Raw genomic sequence first — 16,325 nt, 5'->3', positions numbered from 1 at the left:
GGCCGTTCAGCGGTTCGGCGCTGTCACCTGCCGTGCGGTCGGGACGTCCTCCTCCGCGATCGACAGGGACCCCGCCGCCGTGGGCACGGGCTCCGGCTGCCAGCGCTGCTCGTCGGACCGGTCGCGGACCTTGACGACGATGTCGGCGCCCGGGTCGTCGTTGGTGGAGGTGAGGGCGAGCTGCTCGTCCCAGCGGGGCAGCAACTCCCCTCGCACGGTGAGGTCGTAGCGCACGTCCTCGCCCCGCTCCGCGTCCTCCTCTGCGCAGGTGCCGAGCACGACGACGCCGGCGTCCTTGTGCGAGTCCAGGCACAGCCCGGGATCGGCGACGCTGCGCAGCAGCCCGTCGTTCTCGTACGTCCACTGCTGGGTCCACGCCGTCGAGCACGAGGCCAGCTTCGCCCCCGAGCCCTCCTTCGGCAGGTCCCGGATGTCGAGGCACAGATCGGCGCCCGCGTTGCGCAGCCGTGTCACGCCCGGTGCCGTGGGCAGTCCGGCCGTGTCCGGCGGTGTCACGGACCCGCCGCCGTTGCCGCCGGCGGCACTGTTGGAACCGGCCGGGTCGGCCTGGCCGCCGTCGTACGACGACGCGCTGATGATGAGCACCGTCGCCAGCACCCCGGCCGACACCGCGCCGACGCCCGAGAGCAGCGCCCGGGAGGACCGCAACGCGTCCGGGATCCGGGCCCCCGGGACCCGGCGGGCGGGCATGGGGATCCTGGACAGCAGACGGTGGCGTGGGCTCCCGGACCGCCCGCCGCCGCGCCGGCCGCCGCGACCGCCGCGCGTACCGTGCGAGGCGCGGCCCGGACGCGAGTCGAGGTAGCGGCGGGCGCCCCAGCCGAGCACCGCTTCGGCGATCAACGGGCCGAGATTGCCCTCGAAATGGCTCAGTTGCTCGGCGGCGTTCCGGCAGTAGCGGCAGTCCGCCAGATGCTGCTGGACGTCCGGCAGCAGTGCGCCGCCCCGACGGATCGGGACGTCGAGGAGGCGGTTGTAGAACCGGCAGTCATGGGTCGGCGCGAGTTCACGATGGGCATGTACACAACCCTCGCGGAATTTGTCACGCGCCTGTTCGAGGGCGGCCGACGCGATGTCGGTGTCCATGCTCAGCAGGCCGGCGGGGACGCTTAAAGGATCTGCCTCGACCTCGACGTGCCAGAGCAAACAGCGCGCGGCGGCGGGAAGTGCCTGGAATGCCCGCTCCGCGAGTGCCCGGTTTTCGGGCGTCATGGACGTCGCCGCGCGCAGTCCGCGCCCTCCGGCCGGTTTCTGCAGCGCCGGCAGTACGGCGGATATTCGATCGTCGCCGGACCACTCCCGGATCGTGTCGCGCACGGTCACCAGAAGGACCGGGCGCAGCGCGACGGCCGAGTCGCCGAAGGCCACGCGGTTGAGGGTCCGGTGGAAGGCGGTCCCGGTAACCATGGCGGCGACCTGCGCCGACGAGGCCAGACAGATGACCGCGTAGTCGTGCACCGGCTGCCAGTGCCGCGCCATCAGCAGCGCGACGGAATGGGCGGCGACCTCGCCCTCCGGGCTGCCTCTCAGCGGGGCGGCGAGTGCTTCATCGGATTCCCCGGGATCCCCGCCGGGCGGGGGATACGGGGGACGAGGGGGGTGGGGGGTGGGCACTGAGATGGTTCCTTCCCACGCGCAGGTGACACACAGAAGTCCTGCCGCCGAAAAAGGAGCCCGGTTGGTGCGAGCCTTTTCTGGCGCGGCGCGGGAGGTGCGAATTCACCGGCGGTGAATCGGACCCGGTCCACAAATCACGTGCGACACCCGGCCATTCCCCCCGCACGTGTGTTTCACTCTTCCACAACCCCCACACGACCAACAAGGCGCCCGTGCAACATCCAGCCCATTGACAGAAAGTCAGAAACGGGGAACGCGCGCACATCGCTCGCACTCGTTTTCGACATTTCCGTGCGCCCTGTGTGAATCGGGTCAGATCTGCCAGGACCGCAGCCGGTCCGCCGCGCCGTAGACATCGGTCGTGTTGGACATCAGATCGCGGGCGAGGTCGACGAGGGCCCCGTAGGGCGGGTCGATGCCGACGCCGCTGACGAACATGTACGCCACGGCCGTCGCACAGGCGAAGCGGGCGTTGGCCGTGGGCAGCGGCCGGAGCACGGCGAGGGTGTGCAGCAGCGCGGCGGCCCGCCAGGCCGGGTCGGAGTTCACCCCGAGGCGCGGCGGATCGACCCGGTGCCGGGCGACGGCGGCGACGAGCGCGGAGAAGTCGTTGACGGTGGGCTGGTCCGGCAGGACCTCCTCATGGCGCTGCAGCAGCCAGGGCACGTCGATATGAATGACGGGTGCCATCGGTCAGGCGGCCCGCCCTTCGCCCTTGGCGGACGGCTCGTCGTCCGGGAAGGCCGCGGCGAACTCGTCGGCGTGGGTCGCGAAGAACCTGCGGAAGGCCTCCGCGCCCTCCTGCAGCGCCCGGTGGCGGGCTATGTCGGCCGCGGCCGCCTCCCGCACGAGCGCCTTCATCGACGTACCGCGTTCCTTGGCGATCTGCCGCAGGTCCTCAAGCTCGCGGTCGCTGAACTCCACGTTGAGAGCTGGCATGCCTTCAAGGTACCGCTCGGGTACTGACTCGTAAATATCCCCAGGTCAGAGAGGAATCAGACGGTACCGGGAAGCGGTGCCCGCCGGTCTGCCGACGAGACCCGCGTCACACGGCGCCCCGGCGATGTCACATTCCGGGGCCCCACCGGGGTCCCAGTGGTGACGCGTCTCTGGGAGGACCACGCATGACCGAGATCACCGCACCCGGCACCGACGCCCCGGCCGACGAGGCGACCGGGGTGTTCGTCGACCATCGCGAGCTGCTGTTCGGCGTCGTCTACAACATGCTCGGCAGCGTCGCCGACACCGAGGACGTCCTGCAGGAGACCTGGCTGTCCTGGACCGCCCGCCGCGGTGGCGATCCCCTGACCGGCGTCGACAACCCCCGCGCCTATCTCGTACGGGCGGCGGTCAACCACGCGCTGCGCCGCCGCGCCACGATCAGCCGCAGGCGGGAGACCTACGTCGGCCAGTGGCTGCCCGAGCCTCTGGTCGCCGACGGCGAGGCCGACACCGCCGACGGGCCCGCCCTGCGCTCCGAATCGGTGTCGCTGGCGATGCTGGTCGTCCTGGAGTCGCTGACCCCGCTGGAGCGGGCCGTGTTCGTCCTGGGCGAGGTGTTCGGCTACCCGCACGCCGAGATCGCGGAGGTCATCGACCGCTCCCCCGCCGCCGTACGGCAGTTGGCGCACCGGGCCAGGGAGCATGTGCACGCGCGGCGGCCGCGGTACGAGGCGCATCCGCGGGTGCGGCGGGAGGCGACCGAGCGGTTCGTGCGGGCGGCGCTCGGCGGGGACATCGCCGCGCTGATGGAGGTCCTCGCGCCGGACGTCACGGCGTGGACGGACGCCGGCGGCAAGCGCAAGCCGGCGAGCCTGCGCCCGGTGCACGGCCGGGACAAGGTGGCCCGCCTGCTCACGTCCGGGCGCGGCGGTCCGCGCGACCCCGTCCTGCGCTACCGCCGCGTCAACGGCGACGACTCCGCCGTGCTGTTCGACGGGGACGCGCCGTTCGCCGTCCTGGTGCTGGACCTCACCCCGGAGGGCGACCGGGTGCGCGGCATCTATGTCGTGGCCAATCCGGACAAGCTCGCCCACGTGCCCAGGGGGGAGGTGTGAGCGGCCGGTGCCGGTGAGCTCAGGACCGGGCGCGGCAGAACTCCCGGACGGTCCGGTTGAAGGCCTCCGGGGCTTCGATGTTGGTGAGGTGCCCGACGCCCGGAAGCACGACCAGGGTGGCGTGCGGGATCGCCGCCAGGAACGGGTGGGCGACCTGCTCCACCGGGGAGCGCGCGTCGAGTTCGCCCCAGAGCAGGAGCGTCGGCACCGTGATCGTGGGCAGCAGGTCGCGCTGGTCGGCCTCGGCCATGACGGTGAGCTCGGTCCGCAGGCTCTGGGGGCGTGTGTCGGCCGACATCACGGACATCAGGCGTACGGCTTCGGCGGGCGGCTGTCCCGCGAACAGGCCCGGCATGGTCGGCGCGAAGTCCTCGGCCGGGACCGCCAGCAGCCGCTCGGCCCCCTCGACCCGCGCCCGCACCTCCGCCGCGGGCAGCGAGCCCTTCCAGCCGGCATAGGTGTCGACGAGGAGCAGCGTCCTGACGAGATCGGAGTGGTGCCGGTAGAGCTCCAGCACGATGGTCCCGCCCCAGGACAGGCCGAGCACATGGGCCGGGCCGAGGCCCACGTCCTTGATGACGGCCGCCAGACAGCGGGCGTAGCCGGCGAGGGTGAAGGAGGGCGGTACGTCGGAGGAACGGCCGGCTCCCGGTTCGTCCCAGGCGATCACTGTGAACGCGTCGGCCAGGTCGGCGACCTGGCCACGCCAGAGGCGGGCGTCCACCGTGGCGCCGTGCACGAGCACCAGGGGCGGGCCCGAGCCCACCCGGTCGTAGGCGACCTCGATGCCGTCTACCCGCACCGCGTGCATGTGACCAGGCTACGCGCGGGTGCCGGAGGCGTCCTGTCGGCGGACTCCCCCGGCACCGGACACGTCCCTACCCCTGGTCCGCCACGAAGGCGGCCATCCGGGTCAGGGCGGCGTTCCAGTTGATCGTGTGCTCGTTGGTCGACCAGGACTGGATGTCGTCGATGTAGCAGAACTGTCCTACGCAGCCCTGGAGTTTGCTCTGTGCGAAGGGGTCCTGGATGCTCGAGTTCGGCCCGCCGGCGAGGGTGCCCCGCGGCGGGTGGGGCAGGCCGGGGTCGAGCTGGCGGGCGTACCAGCGGCTGTGCTGGTTCTGGGAGCTGACCTCGCCGTAGCCGGTGACGTAGGAGATGTTCAGCGCGTTGCGGCCGAGGATGTAGTCCATGCTCTGCAGTGCGCCGTCCCGGTACTTCGAGGCGCCGGTGATGTCGTACGCGGTGGCGAGGACGACGGCGTTGTTGAGGACCTGGTGGCTGGAGCCCCAGTCGTACTTGTTGCCGTCGGGCGCGTAGGGCATGCCGTAGGAGTGGTCCTTCAGGGTCGCCAGGTAGCGGTCGGCGCCCTTGACGACGGACTCGCGCACCTTGTCCCGGCCCGGCAGCTTGTTCGGCACCGTCGCGAGGTCGAGCCGGCCCGCCGCCCCGGTGCGTGCCCAGTCGAAGCCGAGCGGCTTGAAGAGGTCGGCCGTGTGGACCGGGGACTTCAGGACGTACTCCTCGAACTGCTTCTCCCCCGTGCTGAGATACAGCTCGGCCGCCGCCCAGTAGAAGTCGTCGGTCACGTCGTTGTCGGGGTAGGCGCCGCCGCCGATGCCGTCGCTCTCGGAGGCGTGACGGCCGGGGTGCGCGAGCGCCGCCGACCAGGCCGTGCGGGCGGCGGCCAGGGTCTTGTCGGCGAACGCCCTGTCGTGGGACCGGTACAGGCGGGCCGCCTGCGCCGCCGTGGCGGCCAGGTTCAGGGTGGCCGCGGTGGACGGCGGGTGCAGTTCGCGCTTCTGCGGGTCGTCGCTCGGCAGCAGCGGCAGCCCGGTCCACTGCTCGTCGTGGATCTTGTGGTGGGCCATGCCGGCCAGCGGCTTCCCGGCGGGCACCTGCATCTTCAGCAGGAACTCCAGCTCCCAGCGGGCCTCGTCGAGGATGTCCGGGACCTTGTTGCCGCTCTCGGGGATGGCGAGCGTGCCGTCGCCGAGCTTGCCGGCGTCGCCGGTGCGGGCGTGCAGCGCGCGTTCGTGGGTGCTCAGCAGCTCCCAGGTGGAGATGCCGCCGTTGACGACGTACTTGCCGTGGTCGCCGGCGTCGTACCAGCCGCCGCTGACGTCAAGGGTGTAGTCACACACGCCGGGCTGGCAGGGCACGGCGGTGTCGCCCTGGTTGGGTGCCACGCCCACGTGACCGGCCCGCCGTCCGTACCCGGGCCGCAGGTCCTCGCGGATCTCGACGCCACTGCGCTGGGTGTAGTAGTACTTCGCCGAGTCCAGCCGGAGCCGCTCCCAGACGCCGGCGTCGATGTCGAAGGGGCGGCTGGTCTCGCCGTCGGCGACCAGGGTGAGGCCGGTGCCCTTCGTGCGGTACGCGCCGAAGTCGATCGAGTGGACGTTCTGCCCCGAGGAGGCGTCGGCACCGCGCGGCACGGTCGTGCCCCGGGCGACCACGGTGCCGCGGGCGTTCCTCAGCTCCCAGGGCAGCTTCGCCGTGGCATCGGTGACCAGGGTGGCGTTCTTCGGCCCGGCGGGCAGGTAGGCGACCTGGTTGACGCGGACCCGGGGGCCGGTGTCGGGCTCCCACGGTTCCGGCGCGACGCCGCCCAGCAGCGAGACGTCGTCCATGCAGAAGCGCCAGGCGTCCGCGCTGCCGCCGAGCTGGAAGCCGACCTGCCCCTGGGTGGTGTCGACGGGCGAGGTGAAGGTGTAGGAGTAGCGGTCGCCGGAGACGCTGAGCTGCGGTGTCACCTCGTAGTAGGTGTCGTACGGGGACACCGACAGGCCCACGATCGCCCGCACCACATGCCCGGCGGGCGTGCCGGTCGCGCTGAACGAGAAGCGGTACGACTCCCCCTTCACGAGGGTGATGTCGTTCTGTCCGACGGCGGCGTCCCAGCGGTTGGCGGTGCCGCCGGGGACGTCGGCGCAGAGCCGGCCGTCGGACAGTCCTCCCGTGACGTTGCTGGTCGTCCACCAGGGAGCGGTGGTGGTGTCGAAGGTGCCGTTCTCGACCTGTTCGACCTCTTCGGCCCCGGCCGGTGCGGAGGGCAGCGCAGTGAGCGCGGTCGCCAGGAGGGCCGTCAGGGACAGCAGGGCGGTTCTGCGTCGTTTCACGTCCGGGCTCCTCTGGTGAGGTGCGGGTGGCGCTCGTCGTGGGAGCGCTCCCAGTTACGGATGCCCGCCATGGTTGTGGCTCATGTGACACTCCGTCAACGGTCCGGACGGGACTGGCTGTCCGCCGCCCGTCCGGACCAGTGTGGCCTAGACAGTGTCCAGTCGGCTGATACGCATCGCGCCCCGCGCCTCGTCGGGGTGGCGGCTGGTCAGGGTGAGCCGGATCCGGGAGCCGCGGACGGCTTTGAAGGTGATCACGGTGGGGGCGTCGGAGGCGGTGGCCCAGTCGATCGTGGCATCCCGCACGGCCCGCCACGCCCGGCCGTCCCACACCGCCGCCTCGATCGCCGCGGGCAGGCTGTGCGTGGCGTCCACCGTGAAGGAGACGTCCACCCGGTCGAAGCCGCGGGTGCGCCCGTGGTCGACCGAGACCCAGTCCTCGCCGCGTGCCCCGTCGAAGGCGGGCAGCAGGGCCGTGGCCTGCTTGAAGAAGCCGTTGGACCAGCCGGTGGCCGGATCGCCGTCGAGCATGGCGGCGGGCAGGGTGTCCGGACGGCCGGAGTAACTGGCGTCCGCGTGCGGGTAGTCCACCGGCGCCGGGTGCTCCGGCCTGAACGCGGGCGGGGTCGTCTCGGCCCGGTCCCGGGCACCGGTGGCGCGTACGGTCGCCGTGCCGGTGCGCAGGCCGTCGGCGCGGGCGATCACCTTCAGCGTGCCCTTCCTCGTGCCGGAGCGGACGATGGCGAGGGCCTTGCCGTGGTAGGCGGTGCGGGTGCTCGCCTGGTAGCGCTCGGCGCTCTCCTGCCGGCCGTTGTCGAGCCCGGCGAGGGAGCCGCCCGCCACCTCGAAGGAGATCAGGTGTTCCGCGCCGGGCACCACCACGCCGCGCCGGTCGACCACCTCGGCGGTCACGAAGACCAGCGAACGGCCGTCCGCGGCGAGCGACTCGCGGTCCGGTGTCAGGCGTATCGCGTACGGGGCGCCGGCGGTACGCAGCACGTCGGTCGCGACCGTCCTGCCGTCCTTGCGCGCGACGGCCTTCAGCTCGCCCGGCTCGTAGGGCACCTTCCAGGTCAGGTGGAGCTTTCCGGCACTGCCGTTCGGGCTGGTGTAGCTGCCGGGGTAGGGGCCGTCGGTGAACGTCTTGTCGTCGCCGGTCGCCTCGGTGGTCTCCAGGTACGCGCGGCCGTCGACGGTCCTCTTGGTGTCGAACCGCCGTACGCCCAGGGACTTTCCGTTGAGGAACAGTTCGACGGTGTCGACGTTGGCGTACGCCCAGACCTCGACCGTGTCGCCCTCGGCGTGGTTCCAGGTCATAGGGAGCAGGTGGACCATCGGCCGCTCGGTCCACTGGCTCCGGAAGAGGTGGTACATGTCCTTCGGGAAGCCGGCGGTGTCGACCGCGCCGAAGAAGGACGCCTTGACCGGGAAGACGTCGTACGGCGTGGGCTCTCCGATGTAGTCGATGCCCGACCAGAGGAACTGCCCGGCGAACCACTTGCGGTCCCGGTCCTTCTTGTGGCCGTACTCGCCGCTCATGGTCCAGGAGGCGAGGTTGTTGTCGTAGGAGGAGGTCGCCCGCCGGCCGGGCGTGTGGTCCTCACCGGTGTTGAGGTGCTCCGGCTCCTGGTAGACGCCGCGGGTGGAGGTCTCCGAGGACGACTCCGACTCGAACAGGAACAGCTTGGGGTAGCGGGCGTGCAGGGCGTCCACCGACTTGGCCGTGTTGTAGTTGAGGCCGAGGCCGTCGATCTTGGCGAGGATCAGATCGCCGGGAGAGCCCGGGGCGGGCACGCTGCGGTGCCGGTGGGAGCCGATCACGACCGGGCGGGTGGTGTCGTAGGCCTTGATGGCGGCGATGAGCCGGTCGGCCATGGCGAGACCGGCGGTGGAGGTGAACTCGCTGACCTCGTTGCCGATGGACCACATCAGGACGGCGGGCGAGTTGCGGGCGGCCAGGACCATCTCCGCGATGTCCTTGTCGGCCCACTCGTCGAAGAAGCGGCCGTAGTCGTACCGCGTCTTGGGGCTCTTCCAGCAGTCGAACGCCTCCACCAGCATGACGATGCCGAGTTCCTCGCAGACGCCGATCATCTCCGGGGAGGGCGGGTTGTGGGAGGTGCGGAAGGCGTTGACACCCATCGACCTCATGATGAGCATCTGTCGGCGGATGGCGTCCTTGCTGACAGCGGCGCCGAGGGCGCCCAGGTCGTGGTGGAGGTCGACGCCCTTGAGCTTGTGGTGGGTGCCGTTGAGGAAGAAGCCCTCGTCCGGGTCGAAGCGGAAGGTGCGGAAGCCGAAGGGGGTGCGATAGGTGTCGGTGGTCCGGCCGCCGACGCGCAGTTCGGTGTGCAGGGTGTACCGGTGCGGGGCTTCGATGTCCCAGAACTCGGGCCGTTCGACGCTGAGTTCGTGGGTCTCGGTGTGCTCGTCGGTGACTGCGGCCGTGGAGGAGGTACGGGCGACCGTGCGGCCCTTCCCGTCGACGACGCGGGAGACGACCTCGACCTCCGCGCCCGCGCCCGACTCGTTGCGGACCGACGTGTCGATCCGCACGAGGGCCCGCTCGGCGGAGACCTCGGGCGTGCGGACGTGGGTGCCCCAGCGGGCCACGTGCACCGGCTCGGTGATCACCAGGCGGGCCTCGCGGTAGATGCCGCTGCCCGAGTACCAGCGGCTGCTGGGGAGCCGGTTCTGGACCTTGACCGCGATCACGTTCTCGGTGGTGCCGTCGGTGTGCACCAGGTCGGTGAGGTCGAAGGCGAAGCCGGTGTAGCCGTAGGGGTGGCGGCCGGCCTCCTCGCCGTTGCAGTAGACGTGGGAGTCCATGTAGACGCCGTCGAACTCCACCGAGATCCGCTTGCCGGCGAGGGCGGGCGGCAGGGTGAAGGCGAGGCGGTACCAGCCGAGGCCGCCGGGCAGGAAGCCGGTGCCGCTGGTGGTGCCGTGCTCGGTGGTGGGGGCCTGCTCGATGCTCCAGTCGTGCGGGACGGTGACCTCGCGCCACCGGGAGTCGTCGTAGCCGGGCAGGGCGGCGTCGGCGTAGGCGCCGGTCGGATCGGTGATGCCACCCGGGTTGACCAGCGCGAACCGCCAGCCGTCGCGCAGGGCGACGGTGCTGCGGCCGGACGCGCCGCGCACCTCCTCGGCGGCCCACGCCTCCGGGGCACCGAGCAGCGCTCCGGCCGCGGGCGCGGCCGCGGAGGCGAGCAGGACCGATCTGCGCGTGACCGACATGGCGGCTCTCCCTCATTAAGGCCCAGAAGCACTCACAACTGATCGCGAACAAACAGATTCTGTCGAGGTGTCACACAGGGCCGTCAAGGGTGCGGCGACATCCTTCTGCCTCAGGCGTCACATCGGCCGGAATCACGCCACGCCCCCGCACGGCCGGGCGCTGCCGGGGTTACCCGTTCACGTCGGGCGCCTACGGACTAGGCTGGAACTCAAGCGACCTCTCTGATCACTGTGAGTGTCCGTATGGAGTGGCGACGATGATCCCGGACGAGCCGTTGGACGATGGCATGGCCGCCCGTGCCGTCATCGCCGCCGACGGCACGCTCACCGGGTGGAGCGAAGGCGCCCGCCGTCTCCTGGGCCACACATCCGCCGAGGTCGTGGGCCGCCCGGCCGCCGAGCTGCTGGCCGACGAAGCGGACGCGCCGCCCGCGCCCGACGACGCCCGCTGGAGCGGCGTGCTCACGCTGCGGCACCGCGACGGCCGTACGGTGTCCGTGTGGGTCCTCGCCCACCGCAGACCGCCGGAGGGCGAGACGGCCGAGTGGTTCGCGGTGTCCCCGCCGGAGGCCGCCGGTGCCGATCTGGCCGACGACCCGCTGGTGCGCGCGGCCCTCACCCAGTCACCCTGCGCCACGATGATCTTCGACGAGGGGCTGAGGCTGCGCGGCGTCAACGACGCCATGGCGGACCTCCTCGGGATGCCCGCCGACCGTCTGCGGGGGCTGAGACCCACCGACATCGGCAGCCGGCCACAGAACGCCGAGCTCGAGGAGAATCTGCGCCAGGTGCTGAGCACCGGCCGGCGGCAGGACATGCAGACGTACATGAAGGCCAGTGGCGAGACCCGAGGCGCGCACGCCTGGCTGGCCCGGATCGCACCGCTCACCGATACGTCCGGCCAGGTGCGGGGCGTGTGCGTGACCGCCCACGACTTCAGCGACCAGTACCGGTCACGGGAGCGGCTGCAACTGGTCAACGAAGCGAGCGTCCGCATCGGCACCACCCTCGACGTCACCCGAACGGCGCAGGAGCTGGCGGACGTGTGCGTCCCGGCGCTCGCCGACTTCGTCAGTGTCGACCTGCTCGACACCCGGGAGCACGGCGGCGAGTCGGCGGGACCGCCCGTCCCACCGGTGAGTCTGCGCCGGGCCGCCCACCAGTCGGTCAACGCGGGCAGCCCCGAGGCCGTCGCCAAGCCGGGACAGGTGGAGGTCTACCCGGAGTCCTCCCCGCAGGCCGCCTCGCTGGTCGCGGGCCACGCGGTGGTGGCCTCGGGTTCGCAGGACGATCTCGAACGGTGGCTCGCCTGGGACCCGGTTCGGCACCGTCGGGTCCGCGAGTACGGCGTCCACTCCACGATGTCCGTCCCACTCCAGGCCAGGGGCACCATCCTCGGGGTCGCGGTGTTCACCCGCTTTCGGCGCCCCGAGGACTTCACGGACGACGATGTGCTGCTGGCCGAGGAGGTCACGGCCAGGGCCGCCGTCTGCATCGACAACGCGCGCCGCTACTCCCGCGAGCGGGAGACGACCCTCACGTTGCAGCGCAGCCTGCTGCCCCGCCATCTGCCGAGCACCGCGGCCGTGGAGGCGGCCTCCCGCTATCTGCCGGCCACCCGTTCCGGTGTGGGCGGGGACTGGTTCGACGTGATCCCGCTGTCCGGGATGCGGGTCGCCATGGTCGTCGGGGACGTCGTCGGCCACGGCATCCAGGCCTCCGCCACCATGGGCCGGCTCCGCACCGCCGTCCGCACCCTCGCCGACATCGACCTGGCCCCCGACGAACTGCTCACCCACCTCGACGACCTGGTCGTCCGGCTGTCCCAGGAGTCCGGCGGCGAAGAGGCGGCCGGCACCGGGGAGGTGGGCGCGACCTGCCTCTACGCGGTGTACGACCCGGTGTCGCGGCGCTGCACCCTGGCCCGGGCCGGGCACCCGCAGCCCTTCCTGGTCCCGCCGGGCGGCCCGGCCCGGCAGCTCGACCTGCCCTCCGGGCCCCCGCTCGGTGTCGGGGGGCTGCCGTTCGAGAGCGCCGAGGTGGAGCTGCGGGAGGGCAGCGTCCTGTCGTTCCACACCGACGGGCTGCTCGCGAGCCGCGAGCGGGACGTCGACACGAGCCAGCGGATGCTCCGCGAGGCCCTGTCGACTCCCGCCGTCTCGCTGGACGAGGTCTGCGACCGCGTGCTGCAGGCGCTGCTCCCCTCGGGCGGCTCCGCCGACGACGTGGCCCTGCTGCTGGCCCGCACCCGGGGGCTGCCGTCCTCCCAGGTCGCGACGTGGGACATCCCGGCCGACCCGGCGCTGGTGGCCCCCATCCGCAAGCAGGTCGTCGAACAGCTCGACCGCTGGGGTCTGATCGAGGCCACGTTCACCGCGGAGCTGGTGGTGAGCGAGCTGGTCACCAACGCCATCCGCTACGGCGCCAAGCCCATCCGGCTGCGGCTGATCCACGACGCGGACACGCTGATCTGCGAGGTGTCCGACACCAACCACACGGCCCCGCACCTGCGCCGGGCCAAGACCTGGGACGAGGGGGGCCGCGGCCTGCTCCTGGTCGCCCAGCTCACCCAGCGCTGGGGCAGCAGGCACACCCCCGACGGCAAGACGATCTGGGCGGAGCTGACGACGCTCGACGCGATGTGAGCGCTCTTACCGGAGCCTGGTTTCATGGGTGGGCACGCCTGAACACGCCCCGGAGGACTCCGCCCTGAACGCCCCGCTCGCCGAAGTCCTGTCCGTGGCACTGCTGTCCGCGGTGCTCGTCTGGGCCGTGGTCCGTCCCAAGGGGCTGCCCGAGGCGGTCCTGGCGGTTCCGGCCGCCGGGCTCGCGGTCGCCGTCGGAGTGATCTCGCCCACACACGCGTGGGAGGAGATCCAGCGGCTGGGGCCCGTGGTCGGTTTCCTCGCGGCCGTGCTGGTGCTCGCCCACTTCTGCGACGTCGAGGGACTCTTCACGGCGTGCGGGGCGTGGATGGCCCGCTGGGCGGCGGGGCGTCCCGGGCGGCTGCTGACCGCGGTGTTCGCACTGGCCTCCGTCATCACGGCGGTGCTCAGCCTGGACGCCACGGTCGTCCTGCTGACACCGGTCGTGCTCGCCACCGCCACCAGGATGGGCGTCCAGGCCCGGCCCCACCTCTACGCGTGCGCGCATCTGTCGAACACCGCCTCGCTGCTGCTGCCGGTCTCCAACCTGACCAACCTCCTCGCCTTCACGGCGAGCGGGCTGAGCTTCACCCGGTTCACGGCGCTGATGGCACTGCCCTGGCTGGTCGCGATCGGTGCCGAGTACCTGGTATTCCGGCGCTTCTTCGACCGGGAACTGGCCGCTTCGCTCCCCGCCGCCGACCCCGCGCGGCCTCCCGAGCTGCCGCTGTTCGCCCTGGTCACGGTGGGCTGCACACTGGCCGGGTTCGTGGTGGCCTCGGCCCTCGGGATCGCACCGGCGTGGGCCGCGCTGGCGGGTGCGCTGGTGCTGGCGGGCCGGGCGCTGCTGCGGCGACGGGCCACCCCGCTGACGGTGGTGCGCTCCGCGTCCCCGGCCTTCCTGGCGTTCGTGCTCGCGCTCGGCGTCGTCGTGCGCGCGGTCGTCGACAACGGGCTCGCCGACGCGCTCCACCGTGTCCTGCCCGACGGCTCGGGCCTGCTCGCGCTGCTGGGCGTGGCCGCGCTGGCCGCCGTCCTGGCCAACCTCATCAACAACCTGCCCGCGGTGCTGGTGCTGCTGCCGCTGACCGCCGGGTCCGGTCCCGGTGCCGTGCTGGCGGTGCTGCTCGGCGTGAACATCGGCCCCAACCTCACCTACGCCGGTTCACTGGCGACCCTGCTGTGGCGGCGGATCGTGCACCAGCACGGGCACCGCGTCGAACTCGGGGAGTTCACCCGGCTCGGGCTGCTCGCGGTACCCGCCGCGCTGGTGCCGGCCGTGGTGGCGCTGTGGCTGTCCCTGGGGGTCGTCGGGGGCTGAGCCGCGCCCGGTCAGCGCCCTCGGCCCCCGTAGCCATAGCCATAGCCGTAGCCATAGCCCGGGTAGCCGTGGTCGCCGTTCCAGGAGCAGTAGTAGCCGTAGTAGTGGCAGGTGGTGCTGGGCGACGGGCTCGTGGGCTCCGGCCTGGACGTCGACGGTGTGGCGGTCGGGGTGGGGGTCGGCTCCGGTGTCCTCGACGGGGTGGGGCTGGGGGTCGGGGTGGGCGTGGGCCGTGGCACCGGGGCGGCGGCTTCCCAGTTGACGGCCTCCATCTGGAGATCGGTCTTGGAGGTGTCGATCACCCAGCGCTGGACCTCGTCGTCCGCCCGGGACTTGAGGACCAGGGCACCCGAGCCGTCGGTCGCGGCCGGGGCCAGGGCGAGCTCCTGGTCCCGGCGGGGCACCAGGGCGCCCTGCAGGATGAAGTCGTAGCTGATGTCCTTGATGTCGGGCCGGGACGGGCCGCTGCAGGGTGCCAGCCGCACCGAGTAGCCGAGCCGCGAGTCCAGGCACAGGTCGGGGGCGGCACCGTTGCGCAGCAGCCCGTCGGTCTCGTACGTCCACTGCTGGGCGGGCGCGGAGGAGCAGGTGGTGAGTTCGGCTTCCGCGTTCTCGACGGCCTTCTTGCCGTCGACGCCGACGCACAGGCCCGAGGCGACGTTGTGCAGCCGGCCGCGCAGCGCGCCCTTGCGGGCCTCTCCCGCCCCGATCCAGGACGGGTCGCCGGTCGGCTTGCCCGCGCCCGGGTCGGATGCCTCGGAGGGCCGGCCCCCGCCGGCCGGCGGGGCGGTGTCGCCGGAGTTGATGGACCACAGGACCAGCGGGAGGACGACCAGGCCGCTGACGGTCAGGACGCCCACGGTGAGGTTACGGCGGCGAGCGGCACGGCGGGCCGCCCTGTGGGCGGATCTGCGGGAGGCGGTGCGGGGGCCCACGGCGTCCGGGCCGGGGGCCGTTCCACCGGCCGGTGCCGACGCGTCGGGTGGGGTGGGGTGGAATGCCTCCTGGCCGTGGACCAGGGCCTGTGCCCGGTCCTGCGTCTGGTCCCGCGTCGGGACCGGGACCCGCGGCGGGGCCCCCGCGCCCCGTTCGGCCGCGGCGGCGGGTGGCGTGGCCACCGCGTCGACGGGGTCGGTGAACGACTCCCCGACCGCGCCGGCGAGGAGGACGGGGTCCGGAAACGCCGCACGCGCGGCACCGGCCGGCTCCGCGCCGGCCGCGTCCCCGGGAACGCCGCTCTCCGGGGAGGCCTCCGCGACGCCGCTCGAGGCGCTCTCCGCGTAGTCCTGCCCGCCCCAGCCCAGCACCGCCTCCGCCAGGGCGACGCCGAGCCCGTGGTTGAACCGGTCGAGCTGGTCCGCGGCGGCGCTGCAGTGCCCGCACCCCCCGATATGCGCGCGTAGATCGGGGTCGATGTCGAGGGCGCCACGTCTGTACGTCACGTCGAGCAGGCGCAGATAGCGCCGGCATTCCTCGTCGGGGGCGAGTTCGCGGTGCAGCTGAAGGCACTCCTCGCGCATCCGGTCACGGGCCCGGCCCAGTTCGACGCGCGCGCCCTCCTCGTCCAGGCCGAGCAATCCGGCGGGAGCCGCGAGCGGTTCGGCCTCGACCTCTACGTGCCACAGCAGGCAGCGGGCCGACTGGGGCAACCGCTGAAAGGCCCCGGACAGCAGGCGCCGGTGCTGCTGCGGCAGCAGCCGGGCGGCCGGCCGCTCCCCGTCACCGGCCTCGGACCCCAGGTCCGGGTGGAGCATGTCGCGCCGGTGGTCGGTGGCCCATTCGGCCGCGATCCGCCGCACGGTGACGAGCAGCTGGGGCCGCCAGGCTGATGTCGGGCCGTTCTGGCGCAGGCTTTCGCCGAAGAGCCGGGTGAAGGCGGCGGTGGTGAGCATTCCGGCGAAATGCGGACCGGCGGTGCACAGCCGGGCGTAGGCGAAAGCCGCCTCCCAGTGCCGGTCCAGCAGCTCGCCGACGGGATGAAGCGCGGGCGTCGCGCCCGTCCACTTCCTGAGCTCGGCGCTCAGTTGCTCGTCCGTCGGGCCGAACCTGCGGGCCGGGGCCGGGGAATTCGACGGACCTGCGTCGTTCACGGCTGCATTCCTCTCAAGGACATGCGGAATAAAGTCCATACCAAGGGGTATGCCGGCACGGCGGCCTCGCGCATACGAAAGAACGGCGCGCTGTCCGCACGCCGACAGGGCACACCTTTGCACAGGTCAGCGACAGGGAACAAGAGATCTCGCGGTTTCGTGCATTACGTAGGCGGCCAGGGCTTTTTGACAAAATGTCAATCAGCGGGCCGAAA

The 16,325-nt window shown here is 72.2% G+C and carries 10 protein-coding genes; 3 read left to right on the top strand and 7 right to left on the bottom strand.

Translation table 11 applies throughout. The annotated features are described in order from the left end of the window. Window positions 1-6 precede the first annotated feature (6 nt). The 3 genes from AC07DF_RS08925 to AC07DF_RS08915 all read right to left on the bottom strand — a co-directional run bounded on the left by AC07DF_RS08925 (window position 7) and on the right by AC07DF_RS08915 (window position 2,577). A complete protein-coding gene (locus AC07DF_RS08925) occupies window positions 7-1,635 on the bottom strand; it encodes an RICIN domain-containing protein (RefSeq protein ID WP_478968394.1) in 1,629 nt (542 codons plus the stop codon). 315 nt (window positions 1,636-1,950) lie between these two features. Then, entirely contained in the window at window positions 1,951-2,328 is a 378-nt protein-coding gene (locus AC07DF_RS08920) for a toxin Doc (RefSeq protein WP_193481257.1), read from the bottom strand. A gap of 3 nt (window positions 2,329-2,331) precedes the next feature. Next, window positions 2,332-2,577, bottom strand: a complete 246-nt coding sequence (locus tag AC07DF_RS08915) for a hypothetical protein (RefSeq protein ID WP_234845748.1) — start codon at window positions 2,575-2,577, stop codon at window positions 2,332-2,334. A gap of 185 nt (window positions 2,578-2,762) precedes the next feature. On the opposite strand from AC07DF_RS08915, the gene AC07DF_RS08910 reads away from it, so the two are divergent. Continuing rightward, entirely contained in the window at window positions 2,763-3,695 is a 933-nt protein-coding gene (locus AC07DF_RS08910; RefSeq protein ID WP_478968390.1) for a sigma-70 family RNA polymerase sigma factor, read from the top strand. Between the two features lie 19 nt (window positions 3,696-3,714). Here AC07DF_RS08910 and AC07DF_RS08905 read toward each other — a convergent pair whose 3' ends face one another. From AC07DF_RS08905 to AC07DF_RS08895, 3 genes are all read right to left on the bottom strand, one after another. Continuing rightward, window positions 3,715-4,506 (bottom strand): alpha/beta fold hydrolase, encoded by a 792-nt coding sequence (locus AC07DF_RS08905; RefSeq protein WP_478968388.1) that lies wholly within the window; start codon window positions 4,504-4,506, stop codon window positions 3,715-3,717. Window positions 4,507-4,573: 67 nt separating this feature from the next. Continuing rightward, window positions 4,574-6,817, bottom strand: coding sequence for a glycoside hydrolase family 9 protein (locus AC07DF_RS08900; RefSeq protein WP_478968386.1), 2,244 nt, complete (start codon window positions 6,815-6,817; stop codon window positions 4,574-4,576). Window positions 6,818-6,964: 147 nt separating this feature from the next. Further along, the gene (locus AC07DF_RS08895; protein ID WP_478968384.1) at window positions 6,965-10,054 is read right to left on the bottom strand and encodes a glycoside hydrolase family 2 TIM barrel-domain containing protein; all 3,090 of its coding nucleotides are present in this window, start codon (window positions 10,052-10,054) and stop codon (window positions 6,965-6,967) included. Window positions 10,055-10,311: 257 nt separating this feature from the next. Between AC07DF_RS08895 and AC07DF_RS08890 the strand changes: the two genes are divergently transcribed. Together AC07DF_RS08890 and AC07DF_RS08885 are read left to right on the top strand one after the other, a co-directional pair. Continuing rightward, window positions 10,312-12,699: a SpoIIE family protein phosphatase gene (locus AC07DF_RS08890; protein ID WP_478968382.1), complete on the top strand. Its 2,388-nt coding sequence runs from the start codon at window positions 10,312-10,314 to the stop codon at window positions 12,697-12,699. Between the two features lie 64 nt (window positions 12,700-12,763). Then, complete coding sequence (locus tag AC07DF_RS08885; protein ID WP_478969470.1) at window positions 12,764-14,020, top strand: arsenic transporter; 1,257 nt, start codon at window positions 12,764-12,766, stop codon at window positions 14,018-14,020. Window positions 14,021-14,031: 11 nt separating this feature from the next. Here the strand turns inward: AC07DF_RS08885 and AC07DF_RS08880 are convergent, their stop codons facing one another. Then, the gene (locus AC07DF_RS08880; protein WP_478968380.1) at window positions 14,032-16,110 is read right to left on the bottom strand and encodes a ricin-type beta-trefoil lectin domain protein; all 2,079 of its coding nucleotides are present in this window, start codon (window positions 16,108-16,110) and stop codon (window positions 14,032-14,034) included. Window positions 16,111-16,325 lie beyond the last annotated feature (215 nt).

Source organism: Streptomyces sp. NPDC044719, assembly GCF_056433405.1.
This window is presented reverse-complemented; position numbering and strand designations above follow the sequence as displayed.